Origin of the sequence: Streptomyces taklimakanensis (assembly GCF_009709575.1) — a bacterium.
GTDB lineage: Bacteria > Actinomycetota > Actinomycetes > Streptomycetales > Streptomycetaceae > Streptomyces > Streptomyces taklimakanensis.
The window spans coordinates 4,530,970-4,547,878 of the sequence record NZ_WIXO01000001.1 but is presented as its reverse complement, the minus strand read 5'-3'; the positions used below and the strand labels follow the sequence as shown (position 1 = coordinate 4,547,878).

15 protein-coding genes are annotated in these 16,909 nt (G+C 73.4%); 4 read left to right on the top strand and 11 right to left on the bottom strand.

The features are described 5' to 3' along the window. Nucleotides 1-77: 77 nt before the first annotated feature. From F0L17_RS20145 to F0L17_RS20130, 4 genes are all read right to left on the bottom strand, one after another. Nucleotides 78-911 carry a hypothetical protein gene (locus F0L17_RS20145; RefSeq protein ID WP_238419475.1) on the bottom strand — a complete coding sequence of 278 codons (834 nt, stop codon included), beginning with the start codon at nt 909-911 and terminating at the stop codon, nt 78-80. Between the two features lie 16 nt (nt 912-927). Continuing rightward, nucleotides 928-1,227 carry a DUF4193 domain-containing protein gene (locus F0L17_RS20140; RefSeq protein ID WP_031508810.1) on the bottom strand — a complete coding sequence of 100 codons (300 nt, stop codon included), beginning with the start codon at nt 1,225-1,227 and terminating at the stop codon, nt 928-930. Nucleotides 1,228-1,677: 450 nt separating this feature from the next. Continuing rightward, entirely contained in the window at nt 1,678-2,973 is a 1,296-nt protein-coding gene (locus F0L17_RS20135) for a sensor histidine kinase (RefSeq protein ID WP_155072151.1), read from the bottom strand. A gap of 23 nt (nt 2,974-2,996) precedes the next feature. Next, entirely contained in the window at nt 2,997-3,650 is a 654-nt protein-coding gene (locus F0L17_RS20130) for a response regulator (protein WP_162466474.1), read from the bottom strand. A 399-nt stretch (nt 3,651-4,049) separates the two neighbouring features. Here F0L17_RS20130 and F0L17_RS20125 point away from each other — a divergent pair, with 399 nt between their 5' ends. After that, entirely contained in the window at nt 4,050-4,229 is a 180-nt protein-coding gene (locus F0L17_RS20125; protein WP_155072149.1) for a hypothetical protein, read from the top strand. Between the two features lie 75 nt (nt 4,230-4,304). Here the strand turns inward: F0L17_RS20125 and F0L17_RS20120 are convergent, their stop codons facing one another. Continuing rightward, nucleotides 4,305-5,105: an inositol monophosphatase family protein gene (locus F0L17_RS20120; protein WP_162466473.1), complete on the bottom strand. Its 801-nt coding sequence runs from the start codon at nt 5,103-5,105 to the stop codon at nt 4,305-4,307. Nucleotides 5,106-5,201: 96 nt separating this feature from the next. Beyond that, the gene (locus tag F0L17_RS20115; RefSeq protein WP_155072148.1) at nt 5,202-6,314 is read right to left on the bottom strand and encodes a ferrochelatase; all 1,113 of its coding nucleotides are present in this window, start codon (nt 6,312-6,314) and stop codon (nt 5,202-5,204) included. Between the two features lie 171 nt (nt 6,315-6,485). Between F0L17_RS20115 and F0L17_RS20110 the strand changes: the two genes are divergently transcribed. Both F0L17_RS20110 and sepH read left to right on the top strand, forming a co-directional pair. Further along, complete coding sequence (locus F0L17_RS20110; RefSeq protein ID WP_155072147.1) at nt 6,486-7,820, top strand: D-arabinono-1,4-lactone oxidase; 1,335 nt, start codon at nt 6,486-6,488, stop codon at nt 7,818-7,820. 490 nt (nt 7,821-8,310) lie between these two features. Next, nucleotides 8,311-9,381 carry a septation protein SepH gene (gene sepH, locus F0L17_RS20105; protein ID WP_162466472.1) on the top strand — a complete coding sequence of 357 codons (1,071 nt, stop codon included), beginning with the start codon at nt 8,311-8,313 and terminating at the stop codon, nt 9,379-9,381. An 81-nt stretch (nt 9,382-9,462) separates the two neighbouring features. On the opposite strand, the gene F0L17_RS20100 is transcribed toward sepH, so the two are convergent. Then, the gene (locus F0L17_RS20100; protein WP_155072145.1) at nt 9,463-10,299 is read right to left on the bottom strand and encodes a sulfurtransferase; all 837 of its coding nucleotides are present in this window, start codon (nt 10,297-10,299) and stop codon (nt 9,463-9,465) included. A 256-nt stretch (nt 10,300-10,555) separates the two neighbouring features. Between F0L17_RS20100 and F0L17_RS20095 the strand changes: the two genes are divergently transcribed. Then, nucleotides 10,556-11,350: a VOC family protein gene (locus tag F0L17_RS20095; protein WP_155072144.1), complete on the top strand. Its 795-nt coding sequence runs from the start codon at nt 10,556-10,558 to the stop codon at nt 11,348-11,350. Nucleotides 11,351-11,453: 103 nt separating this feature from the next. Here the strand turns inward: F0L17_RS20095 and F0L17_RS20090 are convergent, their stop codons facing one another. The 4 genes from F0L17_RS20090 to F0L17_RS20075 all read right to left on the bottom strand — a co-directional run bounded on the left by F0L17_RS20090 (nt 11,454) and on the right by F0L17_RS20075 (nt 16,868). Further along, nucleotides 11,454-12,128, bottom strand: coding sequence for a thymidine kinase (locus F0L17_RS20090; RefSeq protein ID WP_155072143.1), 675 nt, complete (start codon nt 12,126-12,128; stop codon nt 11,454-11,456). A 119-nt stretch (nt 12,129-12,247) separates the two neighbouring features. Next, nucleotides 12,248-13,447 (bottom strand): alkaline phosphatase family protein, encoded by a 1,200-nt coding sequence (locus F0L17_RS20085; protein WP_155072142.1) that lies wholly within the window; start codon nt 13,445-13,447, stop codon nt 12,248-12,250. After that, the gene (locus F0L17_RS20080) at nt 13,447-14,040 is read right to left on the bottom strand and encodes a DUF5998 family protein (protein ID WP_155072141.1); all 594 of its coding nucleotides are present in this window, start codon (nt 14,038-14,040) and stop codon (nt 13,447-13,449) included. Before F0L17_RS20080 ends, F0L17_RS20085 begins: the two co-directional genes overlap by 1 nt. 29 nt (nt 14,041-14,069) lie before the next feature. Continuing rightward, a complete protein-coding gene (locus tag F0L17_RS20075) occupies nt 14,070-16,868 on the bottom strand; it encodes a bifunctional acetate--CoA ligase family protein/GNAT family N-acetyltransferase (protein ID WP_155072140.1) in 2,799 nt (932 codons plus the stop codon). Between the last annotated feature and the right edge of the window lie 41 nt (nt 16,869-16,909).

The following is a 16,909-nucleotide window of genomic DNA, read 5'->3' as shown; positions in this document are numbered from 1 at the left end:
CGGAGGGTCGCGGTGCGCGGAACGGTGGGGTGGGACGAGGGGGGACGAGGGGGAGGCGCCCTGTCGTTCCCGGCCCGTCAGCCTCCGGACTCCGGCGCGCCCCGCCCGGTGGGCGGGAGGGCCGGGGCGGACTCGACCGTCTCGCCGTGGGAGGGGAGCGCCTCCCAGGGGACCTGCCGCTTCCTGAGGTCGTCGCGGACCTTCTGGGCCAGTTTCCTGGTGTCGCGGCGGTTCATCATCGCGCCCACCACCGCGCCGATCATGAGCGGTGTGAGGTTGGGGAGGTTGCGCACCGTGCGCTTGAGGAGGGTCTGGCGCAGTCGCCGCCTCATGCTGTTGCCGAACGCGATGCCGAACGTCGCCGGCACGGCCGGCTCCACGCCGCGCTCCCGCGTCCAGGCGTCCAGGTAGGCGGCCGCCCGTTCCCGGACGTTGCCGGGCGGTCGCCGTCCGTAGACCTCGTGGAGCTCCGCGATGAGCTTGATCTCCACCGCGGCCACACCGACGACCTCGGCGGCCAGTTCGGCCGGCATCGCGGGGGGCACGGGAAGCATCGCCGAGGCGCCCACCCCGGCACCGACGGTCGCGCTGCCCTTCAGCGCGCCGGAGACCAGCCGGTCGGCCATCTCCTCGGGGCCCAGGCCCGGGAACTGCCGACGGAGCGTGGCCAGGTCCCGTACGGGGATCCTGGGGGCGATGTCGACGATGCGGTCGGCCACCACTCCCAGGAACGCCCTGACGGTGCCGCGCTCACGCGGCTCCCGCTCGACGTCGCCCCCGCCGTCCCCCGCGCGGCGTGCGCGGAGCCGCCGCAGCCCGCGGCCGAGGGCGGCTGCGGGTGCGGTCTCGGGCGCGAGCGAGGTCCTCCGGTCGTGACCCCGCCCGGCGTCACGTGCTTCTTCGGCCGCCATCAACGGGCGCCCCGGCTCAGGCCGCGCAGTCGCGGCAGATGGGGTGCCCGTTCTTCTCCGCCGCCAGCTGCGAGCGGTGGTGGACCAGGAAGCAGCTCATGCAGGTGAACTCGTCGGCCTGGCGGGGCAGCACCCGCACGGACAGCTCCTCGTTGGAGAGGTCCGCGCCGGGCAGCTCCAGGCCCTCGGCCTGCTCGAACTCGTCGACGTCGACGGTCGAGGCGGCCTTGTCGTTCCTCCGGGCCTTCAGCTCCTCGATGCTGTCCTCGTTGACGTCGTCGTCGGTCTTGCGTGGGGTGTCGTAGTCGGTTGCCATATCGCTCTCCCCCTCTGGGTGTCTGCGGTGTCTCCAGCGCACGTAACGCGCGAGGGGCCGGACTTGTGCCCGACCCGAGGCGGAGATTTTGCCTCACATCAAGCCCTGTTACTCAATCGACACCCAACCGCGCCCCTGATGGGGTGATCGAGTCGGCCGTCGACCGGGGCGGACGGCGACCGGAATGTGGTACTTCACACGCACCGTCTCCCCTCTCTTCCACGTTCATCACCTGCGGAAACATGGATTTTCCGGCATTTTTCGCCGGTCTCCTCGCCGCCGACCGCACATGGCCGAAAAATCGCGTGTGTGATCGATCACAACGGATTCGAAGCGGGCGACATTCCCGTTTTCTCCCCGCAAAAGATCCCCGGAGTGAGGTGTTCCATCGCCACGTGCCCCGGCTCGGTCCGGGCCGATCCGAGCCGGCCCGAATCGGCTCGGGCCGGCTCAGACCGGCAGCGTGACCCGTACCAGCAGCCCTCCCTCCTCACGGGGGCTCGCCATGACCGTCCCGCCGTGGGCACGCACCACCGAGCGCACGATCGACAGCCCGAGGCCGACCCCCCGGTCGCTGCCGGTGCGCTCGGTGCGCAGCCGCCTGAAGGGTTCGAAGAGGTTGTCCACCTCGTACGCCGGGACCATCGGTCCGGTGTTCTCCACCACCAGCTCCGCCAACCCCTGCCGGACCCGGGTCTCCACCGAGACCCAGCCGCCCCCCGGGAGGTTGTAGCGCACGGCGTTCTGCACCAGGTTGAGCGCGACGCGCTCCAGCAGCACACCGTTGCCCTGCACGTACACCGGTCGCCGTGCGTCGCGCAACTCCACCTCCCGCTCCCGGGCCTCGCCGCGCGCCTGCTCCAGGGCCCGGGCCGCGACCTCGGCCAGGTCGACGGGTTTGCGGTCGACGATCTCGTTCTCGCTGCGGGCGAGCAGCAGCAGCCCCTCGACCAGCTGCTCGCTGCGCTCGTTCGTGGCCAGCAGCGTCTTGCCGAGCTGGACCAGCTCCGGCGACGCCCCGGGGTCGGAGAGCTGGACCTCCAACAGGGTGCGGTTGATCGCCAACGGGGTGCGCAGCTCGTGCGAGGCGTTGGCGACGAACCGCTGTTGGGCGGTGAACGCCCGGTCCAGCCGGTCCAGCATCTGGTCGAAGGTGTCGGCCAGCTCCTTGAGTTCGTCGTCCGGACCGTCCAGCTCGATCCGCCGGTGCAGGTCGGAGCCGGCCACCCGCTGCGCGGTGCGCGTGATCCGCTCCAGCGGCGCCAGGACCCGTCCCGCCATGACGTAGCCGACGGCGAAGGCGGCCACCGCCAGTCCCAGCAGCGCCAGCAGGGAGCGCTGCAACAGCACGTCCAGGGCGATCCGCCGCTGGTTCTCCATGCACTGCTGGACGGCGGCGGTCAGCTCCGAGGTGGTCAGCTCGCCACCGTCCCGACCGGGCAGCCGGCAGACGGCGTCGGTCGTCTGGTCCCGTACCCCGACGATCTGGAAGGGCAGGTGGCTGCCGTCCTTGAGGGCCTGGGCCGCCAGCAGGTAGATGATCGTCAGCAGCACGATCCCGGCGATGAGGAACATCCCGCCGTACAGCAACGTCAGCCGTATGCGGATGGTGGGCCGCAGCCAGGGGTGGGAGCGGCCCGGCTGGAACGGGTCCCAGGTGGGCTTGGGGGGCGCCGAGGGGGGCGGCGGGGGCGGGGTGCCCGGGGCTCCGGGCACCCCGGGCGTGTGGGGCGTGCTGGGTGTCATCGACGGCTCTCGGGTCGGCGGGTTCAGACGCGGTATCCGGAGCCGGGCACGGTGACGATCACCGGCGGCTCCCCGAGTTTGCGGCGCAGGGTCATCACGGTGACCCGCACGACGTTGGTGAACGGGTCGGTGTTCTCGTCCCAGGCCTTCTCCAGGAGCTGCTCGGCGGAGACCACCGTGCCCTCCGCCCGCATGAGCACCTCCAGCACGGCGAACTCCTTGGGTGCCAGGTGGATCTGCCTGCCGTCGCGGAAGACCTCGCGGCGGCCCGGGTCCAGCCGGATCCCGGCGCGCTCCAGCACCGGCGGCAGCGGGGCGGTGGTGCGGCGGCCGAGCGCCCGCACCCGGGCGGTCAGTTCGCTGAAGGCGAAGGGCTTGGGCAGGTAGTCGTCCGCGCCCAGCTCCAGTCCCTCCACGCGGTCGCTGACGTCGCCCGAGGCGGTGAGCATCAGCACCCGGGTGGGCAGCCCCAGTTCGACGATGCCGCGACACACGTCGTCGCCGTGGACCAGCGGAAGGTCGCGGTCGAGGACCACCACGTCGTAGTCGTTGACCCCCACGCGTTCCATGGCCGCCGCGCCGTCGTAGACCACGTCGACCGCCATGGCCTCCCGGCGCAGCCCGGTGGCCACGGCATCGGCGAGCAGCTGCTCGTCCTCGACGACGAGTACGCGCACGGGGGTGTCCTCTCTGGGGTCGGGGCCCGGGGTCAGGGGTTTCGGGGTCAGGGCCGTCGGGACGACCGGACCCGGTACGGTTTCACGGCGGACCGTACCGGTTCACCGGGACGGCACACTCCTCCGTCACCCTCCCCATCCTGCCCGCGACCTCCGTAAACGGGCCGTAAACGACTCCCGTCGCGGTCGCTCCCCGAATTTTCGTCCCGATTGAGGTTTCTCTGAGGTTTGAGATGGGGAGGACGGCAGTACACCCGCGATCACGCCCTGTAGACGGCATGTCACGACCCTCTCCCCCAGCGTCGGAGGACCGTCGGTCGACCGCTTCGGGGGCCGCACCGTGATCGCCCCACCCTCGGCACACCCCCGTGCCAACGACCCATGACGAGGGGGCGCACCATGGACGCGTTCACCGCAGGCATTCTGCAGCGCATACGGAACACGGAGTCCGACCTGATCCGCGCTCGCGAGTCGGGCGACGACTTCCTGGTGGACGTCGAGCAGGCCGAACTGGAGGACCTGCGCCGTCTGGCCGCCGAGTACGGAGTGGAGGTGGAGGTCGGCGCCGCCGGCGCCTGACCGATCGAGAGCCCCGGGCCGGCGCCCCGAGCGGGGAATCCCCGCTCGGGGCGCCGGTGCGTGCACGGCGGCGTCTCAGTCGTGCCAGGCGCCCAGCTCCTCCAGAAGGGGCTGGAGCACCTCGAACACCCCCGGTGAGGCGGCCACCGTCAGGTCGCCGTCCGGCGCCCGCCCGGGACGGCCGCCGGTGAGCGCGCCGGCCTCCCGGGCCACCAGGTCGCCCGCCGCGACGTCCCAGGGGTGCAGCCCGCGCTCGTAGAAGCCGTCCAGCCGGCCGCCCCCGACGTCGCACAGGTCGATGGCCGCCGATCCGGAGCGGCGGATGTCACGGACGCGCGGCAGCAGCTCGCGCGCCACGTCCGCCTGGGCGGTGCGGCGCTCGGCGACGTAGTTGAAGCCGGTGCCGATCAGCGCCCGTTCCAGCGGCGGGGAGGGACGGCAGGCCACCCGCTCCCCGTTGCGGCGGGCGCCCTCGCCCGACACCGCGTGGTAGGTCTCGCCCCGCGGCGGGATCTCCACGACGCCGACGACGGTCTCGCCCCGGTACTCGGCGGCGATGGAGACCGCCCAGGCGGGCAGCCCGTAGAGGTAGTTCACGGTCCCGTCGATCGGGTCGACGATCCAGCGCACTCCGCTGGTGCCCTCGATCGAGGCGCCCTCCTCGCCCAGGAAACCGTCGTCGGGGCGGTGCTCCGAGAGGAAGTCGGTGATCAGCTGCTCGGAGGCGAGGTCCATCTCGGTGACCACGTCGACGGGGCTGGTCTTGGTCGCGGCCACTCCCAGATCGGCGGGGCGGCCGTCGAGCAGCAGCGCACCCGCCCGGCGGGCGGCCTCCAGCGCGAGGTCGAGGAGTTCGGTCCTGAGCGGGTCGGTCACGTTTCTCCCTGGTGTCCCTGGTGTTCCTGGTGTCCCTGGCGTGGTGGCGGACCGCGCGCACTCCGTGGGCCCGTGTGGGCCGTGTGGGGGCGCGGTTCAGGCGTACGGGCTGTCGGCGCCCGCGGCGGCGGGCCTCGGTTCACGACCGGGGCAGCACCCCACCGGGCACACGTCGTGGCTGGGGCCCAGCGCGCCCAGCGCACAGCGCTCGGGCCGCTCGCCGCGCTCGGTGGCGGCGCGCTCCACCACCAGGTCGCGCACGGCCGCGACGAAACGCGGATCCGCGCCGACGGTGGCGGACCGCGCCACGGGCAGACCCAGCTCCTCCGCCTTCGCCCTCGCCTCGGTGTCGAGGTCGTACAGGACCTCCATGTGGTCCGAGACGAATCCGATCGGCACCATCACCGCGCCCGGCACGCCCCGCCCGTGGAGGTCCTCCAGGTGGTCGCAGATGTCCGGCTCCAGCCAGGGGACGTGGGGGGCGCCGCTGCGGGACTGGTAGACCAGCTCCCAGGGGCGGTCCACCCCGGTCTCCTCGCGCACCGCGTCGGCGATCACCCGCGCCACGTCCAGGTGCTGGGCGACGTACGCGCCGCCGGCGGGTCCGGAGGTCTCGGCCGCCGAGGTGGGGATGGAGTGGGTGGTGAAGGCCAGGTGGGCGCCGTCGCGCACCTCCTGGGGCAGCTCGGCCAGGGCGGCCAGCACCCCCTCGACCATGGGCCGGACGAAGCCGGGGTGGTTGAAGTAGTGCCGCAGCTTGTCCACGCGCGGCAGCGGGAGTCCCTCCTCCTCCAGGGCGGCGAGCGCGTCGGCGAGGTTCTCCCGGTACTGGCGGCAGCCGGAGTAGGAGGCGTAGGCGCTGGTGGCCAGTACCAGGACGCGGCGGCGGCCGTCGTTCACCATCTCGCGCAGGGTGTCGGTCAGGTACGGCGCCCAGTTGCGGTTGCCCCAGTAGACGGGCAGGTCCAGGCCGGCCGAGGCGAAGTCCTCGCGCAGGGCGGCGAGCAGCTCGCGGTTCTGGGCGTTGATCGGGCTGACCCCGCCGAACAGGTAGTAGTGCTGCCCGACCTCCTTCAGCCTCTCCCGCGGGATCCCCCGACCTCGGGTGACGTTCTCCAGGAACGGGACCACGTCGTCGGGCCCCTCCGGGCCTCCGAAGGACAGCAGCAGCAGGGCGTCGTAGGGACGGGTGTCGGTTGCGTCGGGCATGCCCCGATCCTGCCATCCCCTCCCGCCGCCCGTTCGGACCCACCGCCGGACGGGCGGGCGGCGGCGTGAGTATGATCCCCCTCCAAACCGGCCGGGCGCCGTCCGCGCCGGGCCGGGGCCGCGTGGGCGCGGTGCGGCGCGGCAGGCGAGCCATGGGGAGGGACGTCGGCGATGAGCACACGCGCGGCCCGGCCGTCGTGGGGCCCTGCGGGGCCCACGTGGCGCAACTGGGCGGGCAACGTCACGGCCGCGCCCCTGCGGACGGTGGCTCCCTCCACCACCGAGGGGCTCGCGGAGGCGGTGCGCCGGGCCGTCGAGGACGGGCTGACCGTCAAGGCCGCCGGCACCGGTCACTCGTTCACACCGGTGGCCACCACCGAAGGCGTGCTGATACGTCCCGACCACCTCACCGGCATACGCCGGATCGACCGCGCGGCGGGGACGGTCTCCGTCGCCGCGGGGACGCCCCTGTGGCGGCTCAACCGGGGGCTCGCCGCCGAGGGCCTGTCCCTGACCAACATGGGCGACATCATGGAGCAGACCGTCTCCGGCGCGATCGGCACCGGCACCCACGGCACCGGGCGTGACTCCGGTTCGCTGGCGGCCCAGGTCCGCGAGCTGGAGATGGTCCTGGCCGACGGGTCGGTGCTGCGGTGCTCGGCCGAGGAGAACCCCGACGTCTTCGCCGCCGCCCGGATCGGTCTGGGGGCGCTGGGGGTGGTCGGCGAGGTCACCTTCGCCGTCGAGCCGCTGTTCCTGTTGACGGCGCGCGAGGAGCCGATGCGTCTGGACGCGGTGCTGGCGGACTTCGAGGAACTGGCGACCGGCAACGAGCACTTCGAGTTCTACTGGTTCCCGCACACCGACCGCTGCGTCACCAAGCGCAACAACCGCAGCGCGGGACCGCTCGACCCGCTGCCGCGCCTGGGCGGCTGGCTGTCGGACGAGTTCCTCTCCAACGGGGTCTTCCAGGCGGCCTGCTCGGTGGGCCGGGCCGTGCCCGCCGCCGTCCCCGGCATCGCCGGGGTCGCCGGTCGGGCGCTGTCGGCCCGCACCTACACCGACATCCCGTACAGGGTCTTCACCTCCCCGCGCCGGGTCCGCTTCGTGGAGATGGAGTACGCCCTGCCGCGGGCGGCCGCGGTGGCGGCGCTGCGCGACCTGCGGGCGGTGGTGGACGGTTCGGATCTGCGGGTGAACTTCCCGGTGGAGGTGCGGGTCGCGCCCGCCGACGACATCACGCTCTCCACCGCCTCGGGGCGCGACACGGTCTACGTGGCGGCGCACCTGTACCGCGGGACCCCGTACCAGCGGTACTTCACGGCGGTCGAGCAGATCATGGTCGCGTACGACGGGCGCCCGCACTGGGGCAAGCTGCACAGCCGCGACGCGGAGTACCTCGCCGGGGTCCACCCGCGCTTCGGGGAGTTCACGGCGCTGCGCGACCGGCTCGACCCGGATCGGGTGTTCGCCAACGACCACCTGCGGCGCGTGCTGGGGGACTGAGGACGGCGGCGCGGCGGCGCGGCCGTGCCGAGGGCACGGGGACGCAGCCGGTCGGGCCGGCTGCGGAACGTCACCCTCCAGGACCGTTCGTCCCCCGATGGAGCCGGATCGCACATATCTTCCTCTCCGCCCCCGCGGCACCCCGGAAGTCGAGGTAGGGATTCCGATTCAGGGGATCGGGTGAAGATCCAATCGCCCGACACCGTCTTTTTACGACCCGCATGGTGTTCAACCGCCGCCGCCTGTGAGAACTTGGGCGGCGTGCCGATCCACTGGCATGGCCCCAATGGAGTAGTGTGACGAGCCCTGACCCTGGCTCCGGTCAGCCGGTACCACGCACGGTAACCGATTCGGTGACCGTGTGTGGTCGACAGGCAACCGTGCCACGTGGCGGGCCGGGGTGCGGACCCGACACGCCGGGCGAGCCGGCAAGGTTGTGGCAGGCTGCACCCGGGCACGCCACACTCGTCCAACGGGAGCAGCGACGCACGTGACGTCGGCAGGCACCATCCGGGAGGTTCCCATGCCCGAACTGCGTGTCGTGGCCGTCAGCAACGACGGCACACGGCTGGTGCTCAAGGCTGCCGACAACACGGAGTACACGCTGCCCATCGACGAGCGGCTGCGTGCCGCCGTCCGCAACGACCGGGCCCGCCTCGGACAGATCGAGATCGAGGTCGAGAGCCACCTCCGCCCGCGCGACATCCAGGCCCGGATACGAGCCGGCGCCACCGCCGAGGAGGTCGCCCAACTCGCCGGCATCCCGGTGGACCGCGTGCGACGGTTCGAGGGACCGGTGCTGGCGGAGCGGGCGTTCATGGCCGAGCGGGCCCGCAAGACCCCGGTGCGCCGCCCCGGCGAGAGCACCGGCCCGCAGCTCGGCGAGGCCGTGGCCGAACGCCTGATGCTGCGCGGCGCCGACCGGGACACGGTGCAGTGGGACTCCTGGCGGCGGGACGACGGCACCTGGGAGGTGCTGCTGGTCTACCGGGTGGCGGGTGAGCCGCACTCGGCGAGCTGGACGTACGACCCGCCGCGCCGGCTGGTGCAGGCCGTGGACGACGAGGCGCGGGCGCTGATCGGGGAGAGCGACGACACGCCCGAGCCGAGCTTCCCGTTCGTGCCCCGCATCGCCCGGCTGCCGCGCGACCGCTTCGACCGGACGGAGGGCTCGGAGCGGGACCGCCCGGAGGCCTCCTCGTCCGACGACGACGCCGGGTCGGACCGGGGCGGCGAGCGGGACTCGCTGACCAGCCTCCTGGAGGCGGTGCCCAGCTTCCGCGGTGACCTCGTCGTGCCGGAGCAGTCGTCCTCGGACGGCCCGTCCGACGACGAGCCGTCCGAGGAGCCGGAGGCGGTGGAGCCCCCGGCACCCGCGGCGAGCGCCGGTTCGGCGTACGCGGACGTGCTCATGCCCCGTTCGGTGGCGGGTCACCGCGACCGACTCACGGGCAACACCGACCGTCAGGCCGAGGCGGACGGCGTCCGTCCGGGACGTCGGGCGGCGGTGCCCAGTTGGGACGAGATCGTCTTCGGTACGCGCCGCAAGAAGCAGGAGTGACATGCGACGGCCGGGGGCGGGGACGGGCCCCGCCCCCGGCCGTCGCATGTTTCCGTACGGCTCCGTGCGCTTCCGTACGACTCAGCCCGGTTCGGGGCCGGTGGCCACCGGCCGCGAGGGATCGGCCGACCACTGCGACCAGGAGCCCACGTACAGCGCCGCGTCGATGCTGGCGATCGCCAGGGCGAGCACCTCGTGGGCTCCGGAGACGCCCGAGCCGCAGTAGACGCCCACCTCGGTGTCCGCGTCGACGCCCAGTCCGGCGAAGCGCGCGGCCAGTTCGGCGGCGGGCCGGAAGGAGGTCCCGTCCGCGGTCGTGTTCCGGGTGGTCGGGGCGGAGAGCGCGCCGGGGATGTGACCGGCGACCCTGTCGATCGGCTCGACCTCGCCGCGGTAGCGCTCGGCCGCGCGGGCGTCGAGCAGCACACCGGTACGGGCCAGGGCCGCCGCACCGTCCGCGTCCAACACCGGGAGCGCTCCGGGGCGGGGGGTGAAGTCGCCTTCGACCGGTTCCGGGGTCCGGCGACTCAGGGGACCGTCCCACGCCGCGAGACCGCCGTCCAGCACCCGCACGTCCTCGTGACCGGCCCAGCGCAGCAGCCACCAGGCTCGGGCCGCGCCCCAGCCCTGGCCCCCGTCGTAGACCACCACGGGATGTCCGTCGCGGACCCCGGCCCGGCGCATCGCGGCGCCGAACTCGTCCGGATCGGGGAGCGGGTGACGGCCCGTCCCCTCGCCCACGGGCCCGGCCAGTTCGGTGTCGAGGTCGACGTACACGGCGCCGGGCAGGTGGCCCGTCTCGTACTCGGCGCGTCCGAGGGGGCCGCCCTGCCGCCAGCGGACGTCGAGCAGCGTCGGCGGCACGGACGGACCGGTGAGTTCACGCGCCAATTGGGTAGGGGTGACGATGACTGCCATGGCCGTATCCTCGCGCGACCGACTCCGTGTGTCCCCCGTGCCCCCGGGCCGGTCCGTGGCGAGCAGCGTCCGCGCACGGGCCGGAAGGGACACGAGGTGACATGACGGACACCTTCCCCCGTTTCCGGTGCGCGCCCCGCCCCGTCGGGGGCTCCGTGGGCGACGGAGGCGGCGAGTGAGAGCATGGGCACCGACAGTAGGCGGCAGAACACCGGACGACCGCATCGACGACGGTCCCGAGGAGAGAAGTGAAGAGATGAGCGAGGCAGCGACTCGACGTGCTCCGGGCACCCCGTGCTGGGTGAGCCTGTTGACGGGCGACCCGACCACGAGCCGTGACTTCTACCGAGACCTCTTCGGCTGGGAGTACCAGCACGAACAGGGACCGACCGGACCGCACTTCCGCGCCGTACTCGACGGCCGCGATGTCGCCTGCATCCGCCCGATGCCGAAAAGCCGGCGGTGCCTGCCCTCCTGGTCGCCCTTCCTGGCCTCCGACGACGCCGACAAGACGGCGGAGACGGTCCGGCTGTGCGGCGGGACGGTCGGGGTCGGGCCGCTGGGGACGGAGGGCACCGGCCGCGTGGCGGTGGCCTCGGATCCGGCCGGTGCCCCCTTCGGCATCTGGCAGGACGACACGGGCGGCGGAGCGGCGGCGGACGGCGGCCCGGGCACCGTGGTGTGGAACGAGCTGATCACCTACCGGACGTCGGCGGTCGAGAAGTTCTACCGGTCGGTGTTCGACCTGGACGTCGAGCACCCGGAACGGGACGGGGAGCGGGCGGGTTCCGAGGAGTCGGACTACCTCACCGTGACGGCACGGGGCCGGATCGTCGGGGGCATACGCGGCGTCGGATCGGCCCTGCCGCGCGACCGGGGAGCGCACTGGCTGGTGTACGTCGAGGTGGAGGACACCGACACTGTGGCCCGTCGGGCGACCGAGCTGGGCGGGGAGGTACTGGTCCCGCCGGGCGACTCGCCGTACGGGCGGACGGCCCGCCTCGCCGACCGGGAGGGCGTGCCCTTCGCGGTGATCTCCACGGAGCGGTGAGCCGTCCGGCGGTCGGCACCCCGCCTCGGGGGCCGACCGCCACGCGCGTGACCACGGACTTCCACGGCGCGGCGGGCGGACGCAAGGGGTCCGCGGCCTCCCGCTACGAACGGGAGAAGGCGGGGGCGTCCGTGTCGTCCACCGGCAGCACGTCCGGGGAGAGCGTGCCCGTCCGCGCCGCGGCGGCGGTCAGCCGGCGTCGGTGGTGGCGTCGGCACAGCACCTCGTAACCGACCTCGCCCGTCGCCCCGCCGACGTCCCCGACGACGACCTGGGCGCCCTCGACGACCATCCTCCCGTCGACGGTGCGGGCGTTGTGAGTGGCCCGGGCACCGCACCAGCACAACGCCTCGACCTGCAACGACTCGATGCGGTCGGCCAGTTCGACCAACCGCTGGGAGCCGGGGAAGAGCCTGGTCCGGAAGTCCGTGGTGATGCCGAAGGCGAAGACGTCGATGCCCAGGTCGTCGACGACGCAGGCCAACTGGTCCACCTGCTCGGGCGCCAGGAACTGCGCCTCGTCCGCGATCACGTAGTCCGTGCGGCCGCCCGCCGTCAGATGCTTCACCAGGTGGGCGTGGAAGTCGAAGCCCTCACCGGCCTCGACCGCCTCGGTGACCAGTCCCAGGCGGGAGGACAACAGCCCCTTCCCCGCCCGGTCGTCGCGCGTGAATATCATCCCCGACAGCCCCCGCGCCGAGCGGTTGTGCTGGATCTGGAGCGCGAGGGTGGACTTCCCGCAGTCCATCGTTCCGGCGAAGAAGACCAGTTCGGGCATGGGGAGGCGGGACCTTTCGGCGGGTCGGCGGTGGACGGGGGGGCCCGGTTCGGTTCGGTGCCGGCCGGACGCCCGGTGGGCGCGGCGGGCGGGGCCGGGCGCGGGCGCTCGACGGCACCCTACGTGCGGACCTCCAGCAGGGGGACCAGTTGCTCGGCGGGCGTCATGGAACCGTGCATGCCGACCAGTTCGGACTCGTTGGGCTCGGCCTCGGTGGCGACGACGGCGATGCCGTCACTCATCGCGACCACCACGTCGCCGATCCGGGCCCGCACCCGGTCGTCGACCTTCGGACCGAACCAGCCCAGCTCGATCGCCTCGTCCCGGGTGGCCACCCAGGCCCGGTCGGCCAACACCTCGCGCCAGACGGCGTGGACGTCCCCGGCCGCGCCCGGCACGGCGTACAGGTGGCGGGCCCGCCCCTCGCCCCCCAGGCGCGCGACGCCCGCGCGCAGCTCCCAGTCCTCGTCGAAGTCGTAACGGGCCTCGGGGGTGCTGGGCACGTCCACCATGCCGTGGTCGGCGGTGATGTAGAGGGCGGAACGCGGCGGGAGTTGCTCGGCCAGGCGCTGCGCGAGCCGGTCGACGTACATCAGTTGACCGCGCCAGGCGTCGGAGTCCACACCGTGGCGGTGGCCGTTGCCGTCCAGTTCGGCGTAGTACGTGTAGACCAGCGTGCGGTCGGCCGCGCCCAGTCGGTCGGCCGCGAGGTCCATCCGTTCCTCGGCCGACAACCGGCCGTGGAAGGTTCCGCCGGAGAGCGCGACCTTCGTCAGCGGAGTGTGTTCGAAGTGGGGCGCGGTGACCTGGCACGCCGCGATCCCGGCCGCGTCGGCGAGCCGGAAGACGGTGGGGTACGGCTGCCACAGGTACGGGTCCGTCCACGGCTGCCAGCGCAACTGGTTCATCAGCTCGCCGGTCTCCGGGTCGAGCACGGTGTAGCCGGGCAGTCCGTGGACGCCGGGGACCTGGCCGGTGCCCACGGAGGCCAGCGAGGTGGCGGTGGTGGACGGGAAGCCCGCGGTGACGGGCCGGCCGGTTCCACCGTGGGAGGTAGCCAGCAGCGAGGTCAGGAAGGGCGCCTCGTCGGGATGCTCCCTCAGCAGCTCCCACCCCATGCCGTCCACCAGGAAGACGCAGGCCCGGTCCGCGGGCTCCAGTCGGAGCCCGGAGGACATGCCGGGGACGCCCTGTCCGGCCGCGATCGCGGGGAGCAGGTCGGCCAACGACGCCTCGCCGTAGCGCGGTACGGGCGCGGTGGCCGGATCCAGGGGCGCGGGGTCGTGCGGTGCCGTGCCGTACGGGAGGGGCTCTGCCATCAGCGGGTGCCGGTCGTCGCCGCGGTGGCCTCGGAGAGCGCCTGCGCGAAGGCGAGCGCCTGGCGGACGGTGTCCGGTCCGTCGCCCGCCTCGCTGACGCGCAGGGAGAGGTCGTCGGCGGTGAGGGAGCCCGTGTAGCCGTGGTCCGCCTCACAGTTGGGGTCGCCGCAGTTGGCGGGCTCCATGTCGAGCCGGGAGACGGCGCCCCAGCCGATGGTCAGCACGACCTCGCGGGGCAGGGTGCCGGGCGTGTAGGACTCGGGGTTGGCCACGACGCGGCTGAGGACGACGGAGGAGATCCGCTCCAGCTTCACCGACTCGGTGGACGTCGTGGCGTACGGCGAGGGGGACGTGCCGTCGGCGGGCTGCTCGTCGGTGTGGCTGACGATGAACCGCGTGTCGGTGAGCACCAGCACCGTGACGTGCCGGCGCACCTCGTTGGAGTCGAAGGTCGTCTCCTGGTGGACGAGGTACGAGGACACCGGCTCGCCGCCCACGGCGGACTCGACCGCCTCGGCCACGAGAGCCGGGTAGTAGCCGCTGCGCTCGATCGCCGCGCGCAGCCCCTGGGTCGTCGTACCGGTCTTCGCCATGCGGCCCATCCTACGGGGATCGCGGGCGGTCAGTACGCGGGCAGGCGCCGCGGGCCGAGGTCGGCCCACGGCGGATACCCCGACGCGGCGGCGGCCCGCGGCCCGGCGACGCGGACTCCGGCGTCCAGGACGGTCAGTCCGCGGGAGGCGACGACCACCGGTTCCAGGTCCACCGCGGTGATCTCGGGGTGGTCGTCGACCAGCCGGGAGAGCCGCAGCAGCAGCTCCTCCAGGGCGGCGGTGTCCACCGGCTGGGCACCGCGCCAGCCGAACAGCACGGGAGCGGAACGGATGGAGCGGACCAGTTCGGCGGCGTCCCGGTCGGTGACGGGGACGAGCCGGTGCGCGGTGTCGTCCAGCAGCTCCGACGGGGGCCCGGCCAGCCCGAAGGAGAGCACCGCGCCGATCACGGGGTCGGCCGTAGCCCGCACCACGGTGTCCACGCCGCGCGGCGCCATGGCCTGGACGACGGGCCGCAGCTCCGCGGGGACGCCCAGCCGTTCGGTCAGCTCGGTGTAGGCGTGCCGCAGTCCGCTCTCGTCGGCGAGGTCCAGCCGTACCCCGCCCAGGTCGGCGCGGTGACGCAGGTGGGGGGCGGTGGTCTTGAGCGCCACGGGGTAGCCCAGCCGCTCCGCGGCGGCCACGGCGGCATCCGCGTCGGGGGCGGGCAGGACGGGCCGCACCGCGATGCCGTAGTGCCCCAGCAGGTCGGCCGTCTCGCCGGGGTTCAGGGGTTCGCTGCGCCGCGTGTCGCCCTCGCTCCGCGGGAGGCGTCCGCGGACGCCCTCCAGGAGGGCGGCGGCGCCCTGCTCGTCGATGTCGTCGTACTCGGGAACCCGGCCCGGACTGCGCGCCTCGCGCCGCCACCGTGCGTAGCGGACCGCCTCGGAGAGGGCGTCCACGGCGCGCTCGGGGGCGGGGTAGGCGGGCAGACCGCGCTCGGCGAGCGCGGCGTCCAGACCCTCGATGGCCAGGTGGACGACGACCACCGGTTTGGCCGGGCGACCGCCGTCCTCCCCCTCGTGGACGCCGTCGGCGCCGTCCGTGCCGGTGCCGGTGCCGCCGGCCGCCTCACGCAGCGCCTCGGCCAACTCCTCGGCGCTTCCGGTGTCCTGGACGCCGTCCACCCAGGGGATCGCGGTGACCACCACGGCGTCGGTGGCCGGGTCGGCGAGGGTGGCGCGCAGGGCGCGGCGGAAGTCCTCGGTCGTGGCCTCGGTGGTCAGGTCGGTGACGGGCTGCGGACGCAGGCCGCGGGCGAGACAGGCGTCGTAGGTGAGCAGACAGAGCGACTCGGCGTTGCCGAGGATGCCCACACGGGGGCCCGCGGGCAGCGGCTGGGCGGCCAGCAGCGCCCCGACGTCGACGAGTTCGGTGACGGTGTCGACGCGGATGACCCCGGCCTGCCTCAGCAGCGAGGAGACCGCGGCGTCGGGGGTGCGTCCGACGGGGACGGCGTGGCCCGGCGGCGGGGCGCTGGCGTTGTGCCGGGCGCCCTTGACCACGACGATCGGCTTGCGGGCGGCGGTGCGCCGGGCCAGCCGGTTGAACTTCCTGGGATTGCCGAAGGACTCCAGGTACATCAGCACGACGTCGGTGTCGGGGTCGTCGTCCCAGTACTGGAGGACGTCGTTGCCGGAGACGTCGGCGCGGTCACCGGCGGAGACGAAGCTGGAGACCCCACCGAGCCCGCGTCCGCGGCGGTGCAGTGCGGCGAGCACCGAGATGCCGATGGCGCCCGACTGGGTGAACAGACCGATGCGTCCGCGCTCGGGCGTCTCGGGTGAGAGCGTGGCGTTGAGCCGTACGTCGGGGGCGGTGTTGATCACCCCGAAGGCGTTGGGACCGATGATGCGCATCCCGTGGTAGCGGGCCTGGCGGACCAGGGCGCGCTGCTCGTCGCGGCCGATGTCGGCGGAGAGGACGACCAGCCCCCGCACGCCCCGCTCGCCGCACTCGGCCACCACGCCCGACACCTCGCCGGCGGGGACGGCGACGACGGCGAGGTCGACGGGCTCGGGAATCTCCCGCACCGAGCGGTGGGCGGGGACCGAGTCGACCTCGGTGCGCTCCGCCTCGAAGGCCCGGTTGACGGCGTGGACGCGTCCGGTGAAGCCCGCCTCGCGCAGACCGGCCAGGACGGTGCGCCCGGCGCCGCGCGGGGCGCGGCTGACACCGATGACGGCGACCGTTCCCGGGGACAGCAGCCGCTGCACGGAACGGGCCTCGGCGCGCTGTTCGCGGGCCCGCATCACGGCCAGGGACTGCTCGGTGGGCTCGATGCCGAAGGTCAGGTGGACCGCGCCGTCCTCGAAGGTGCGCTTCTGGGAGTAGCCCGCGTCCGTGAACACCTTGACCATCTTGGTGTTGGCGGGCAGCACCTCGGCGACGAAGCGCCGCACCCCGCGTTCGCGGGCACAGGCGGCGATGTGTTCCAACAGGGCCGAACCGACCCCTCGGCCCTGGTGGTCGTCCCGGACGAGGAAGGCGACCTCGGCCTCGTCGGCGGAGCCCGAGGCGGAACGGCCGGAGGCGTCGATGCGGTCGTAGCGGACGGTCGCGATGAACTCGTCGCCGACGACGGCCGCCAGCCCCACCCGGTCGACGTAGTCGTGGTGGGTGAAGCGTCGCACGTCACGGGCGGAGAGCCGGGGGTAGGGCGCGAAGAACCGGTAGTACTTCGACTGGTCGGAGACCTGTTCGTAGAACCTGACGAGACGATCGGCGTCATCGGGGGTGATGGGGCGGATCCGGGCCGTGCCGCCGTCGCGCAGCACCACGTCGGCTTCCCAGTGGGCGGGGTAGGCAGGCTCGCTCGGGGTCCGCATGGGGCCAGCCTAGTCACCCGGGGGCCGGGGGGCTCCGGAGC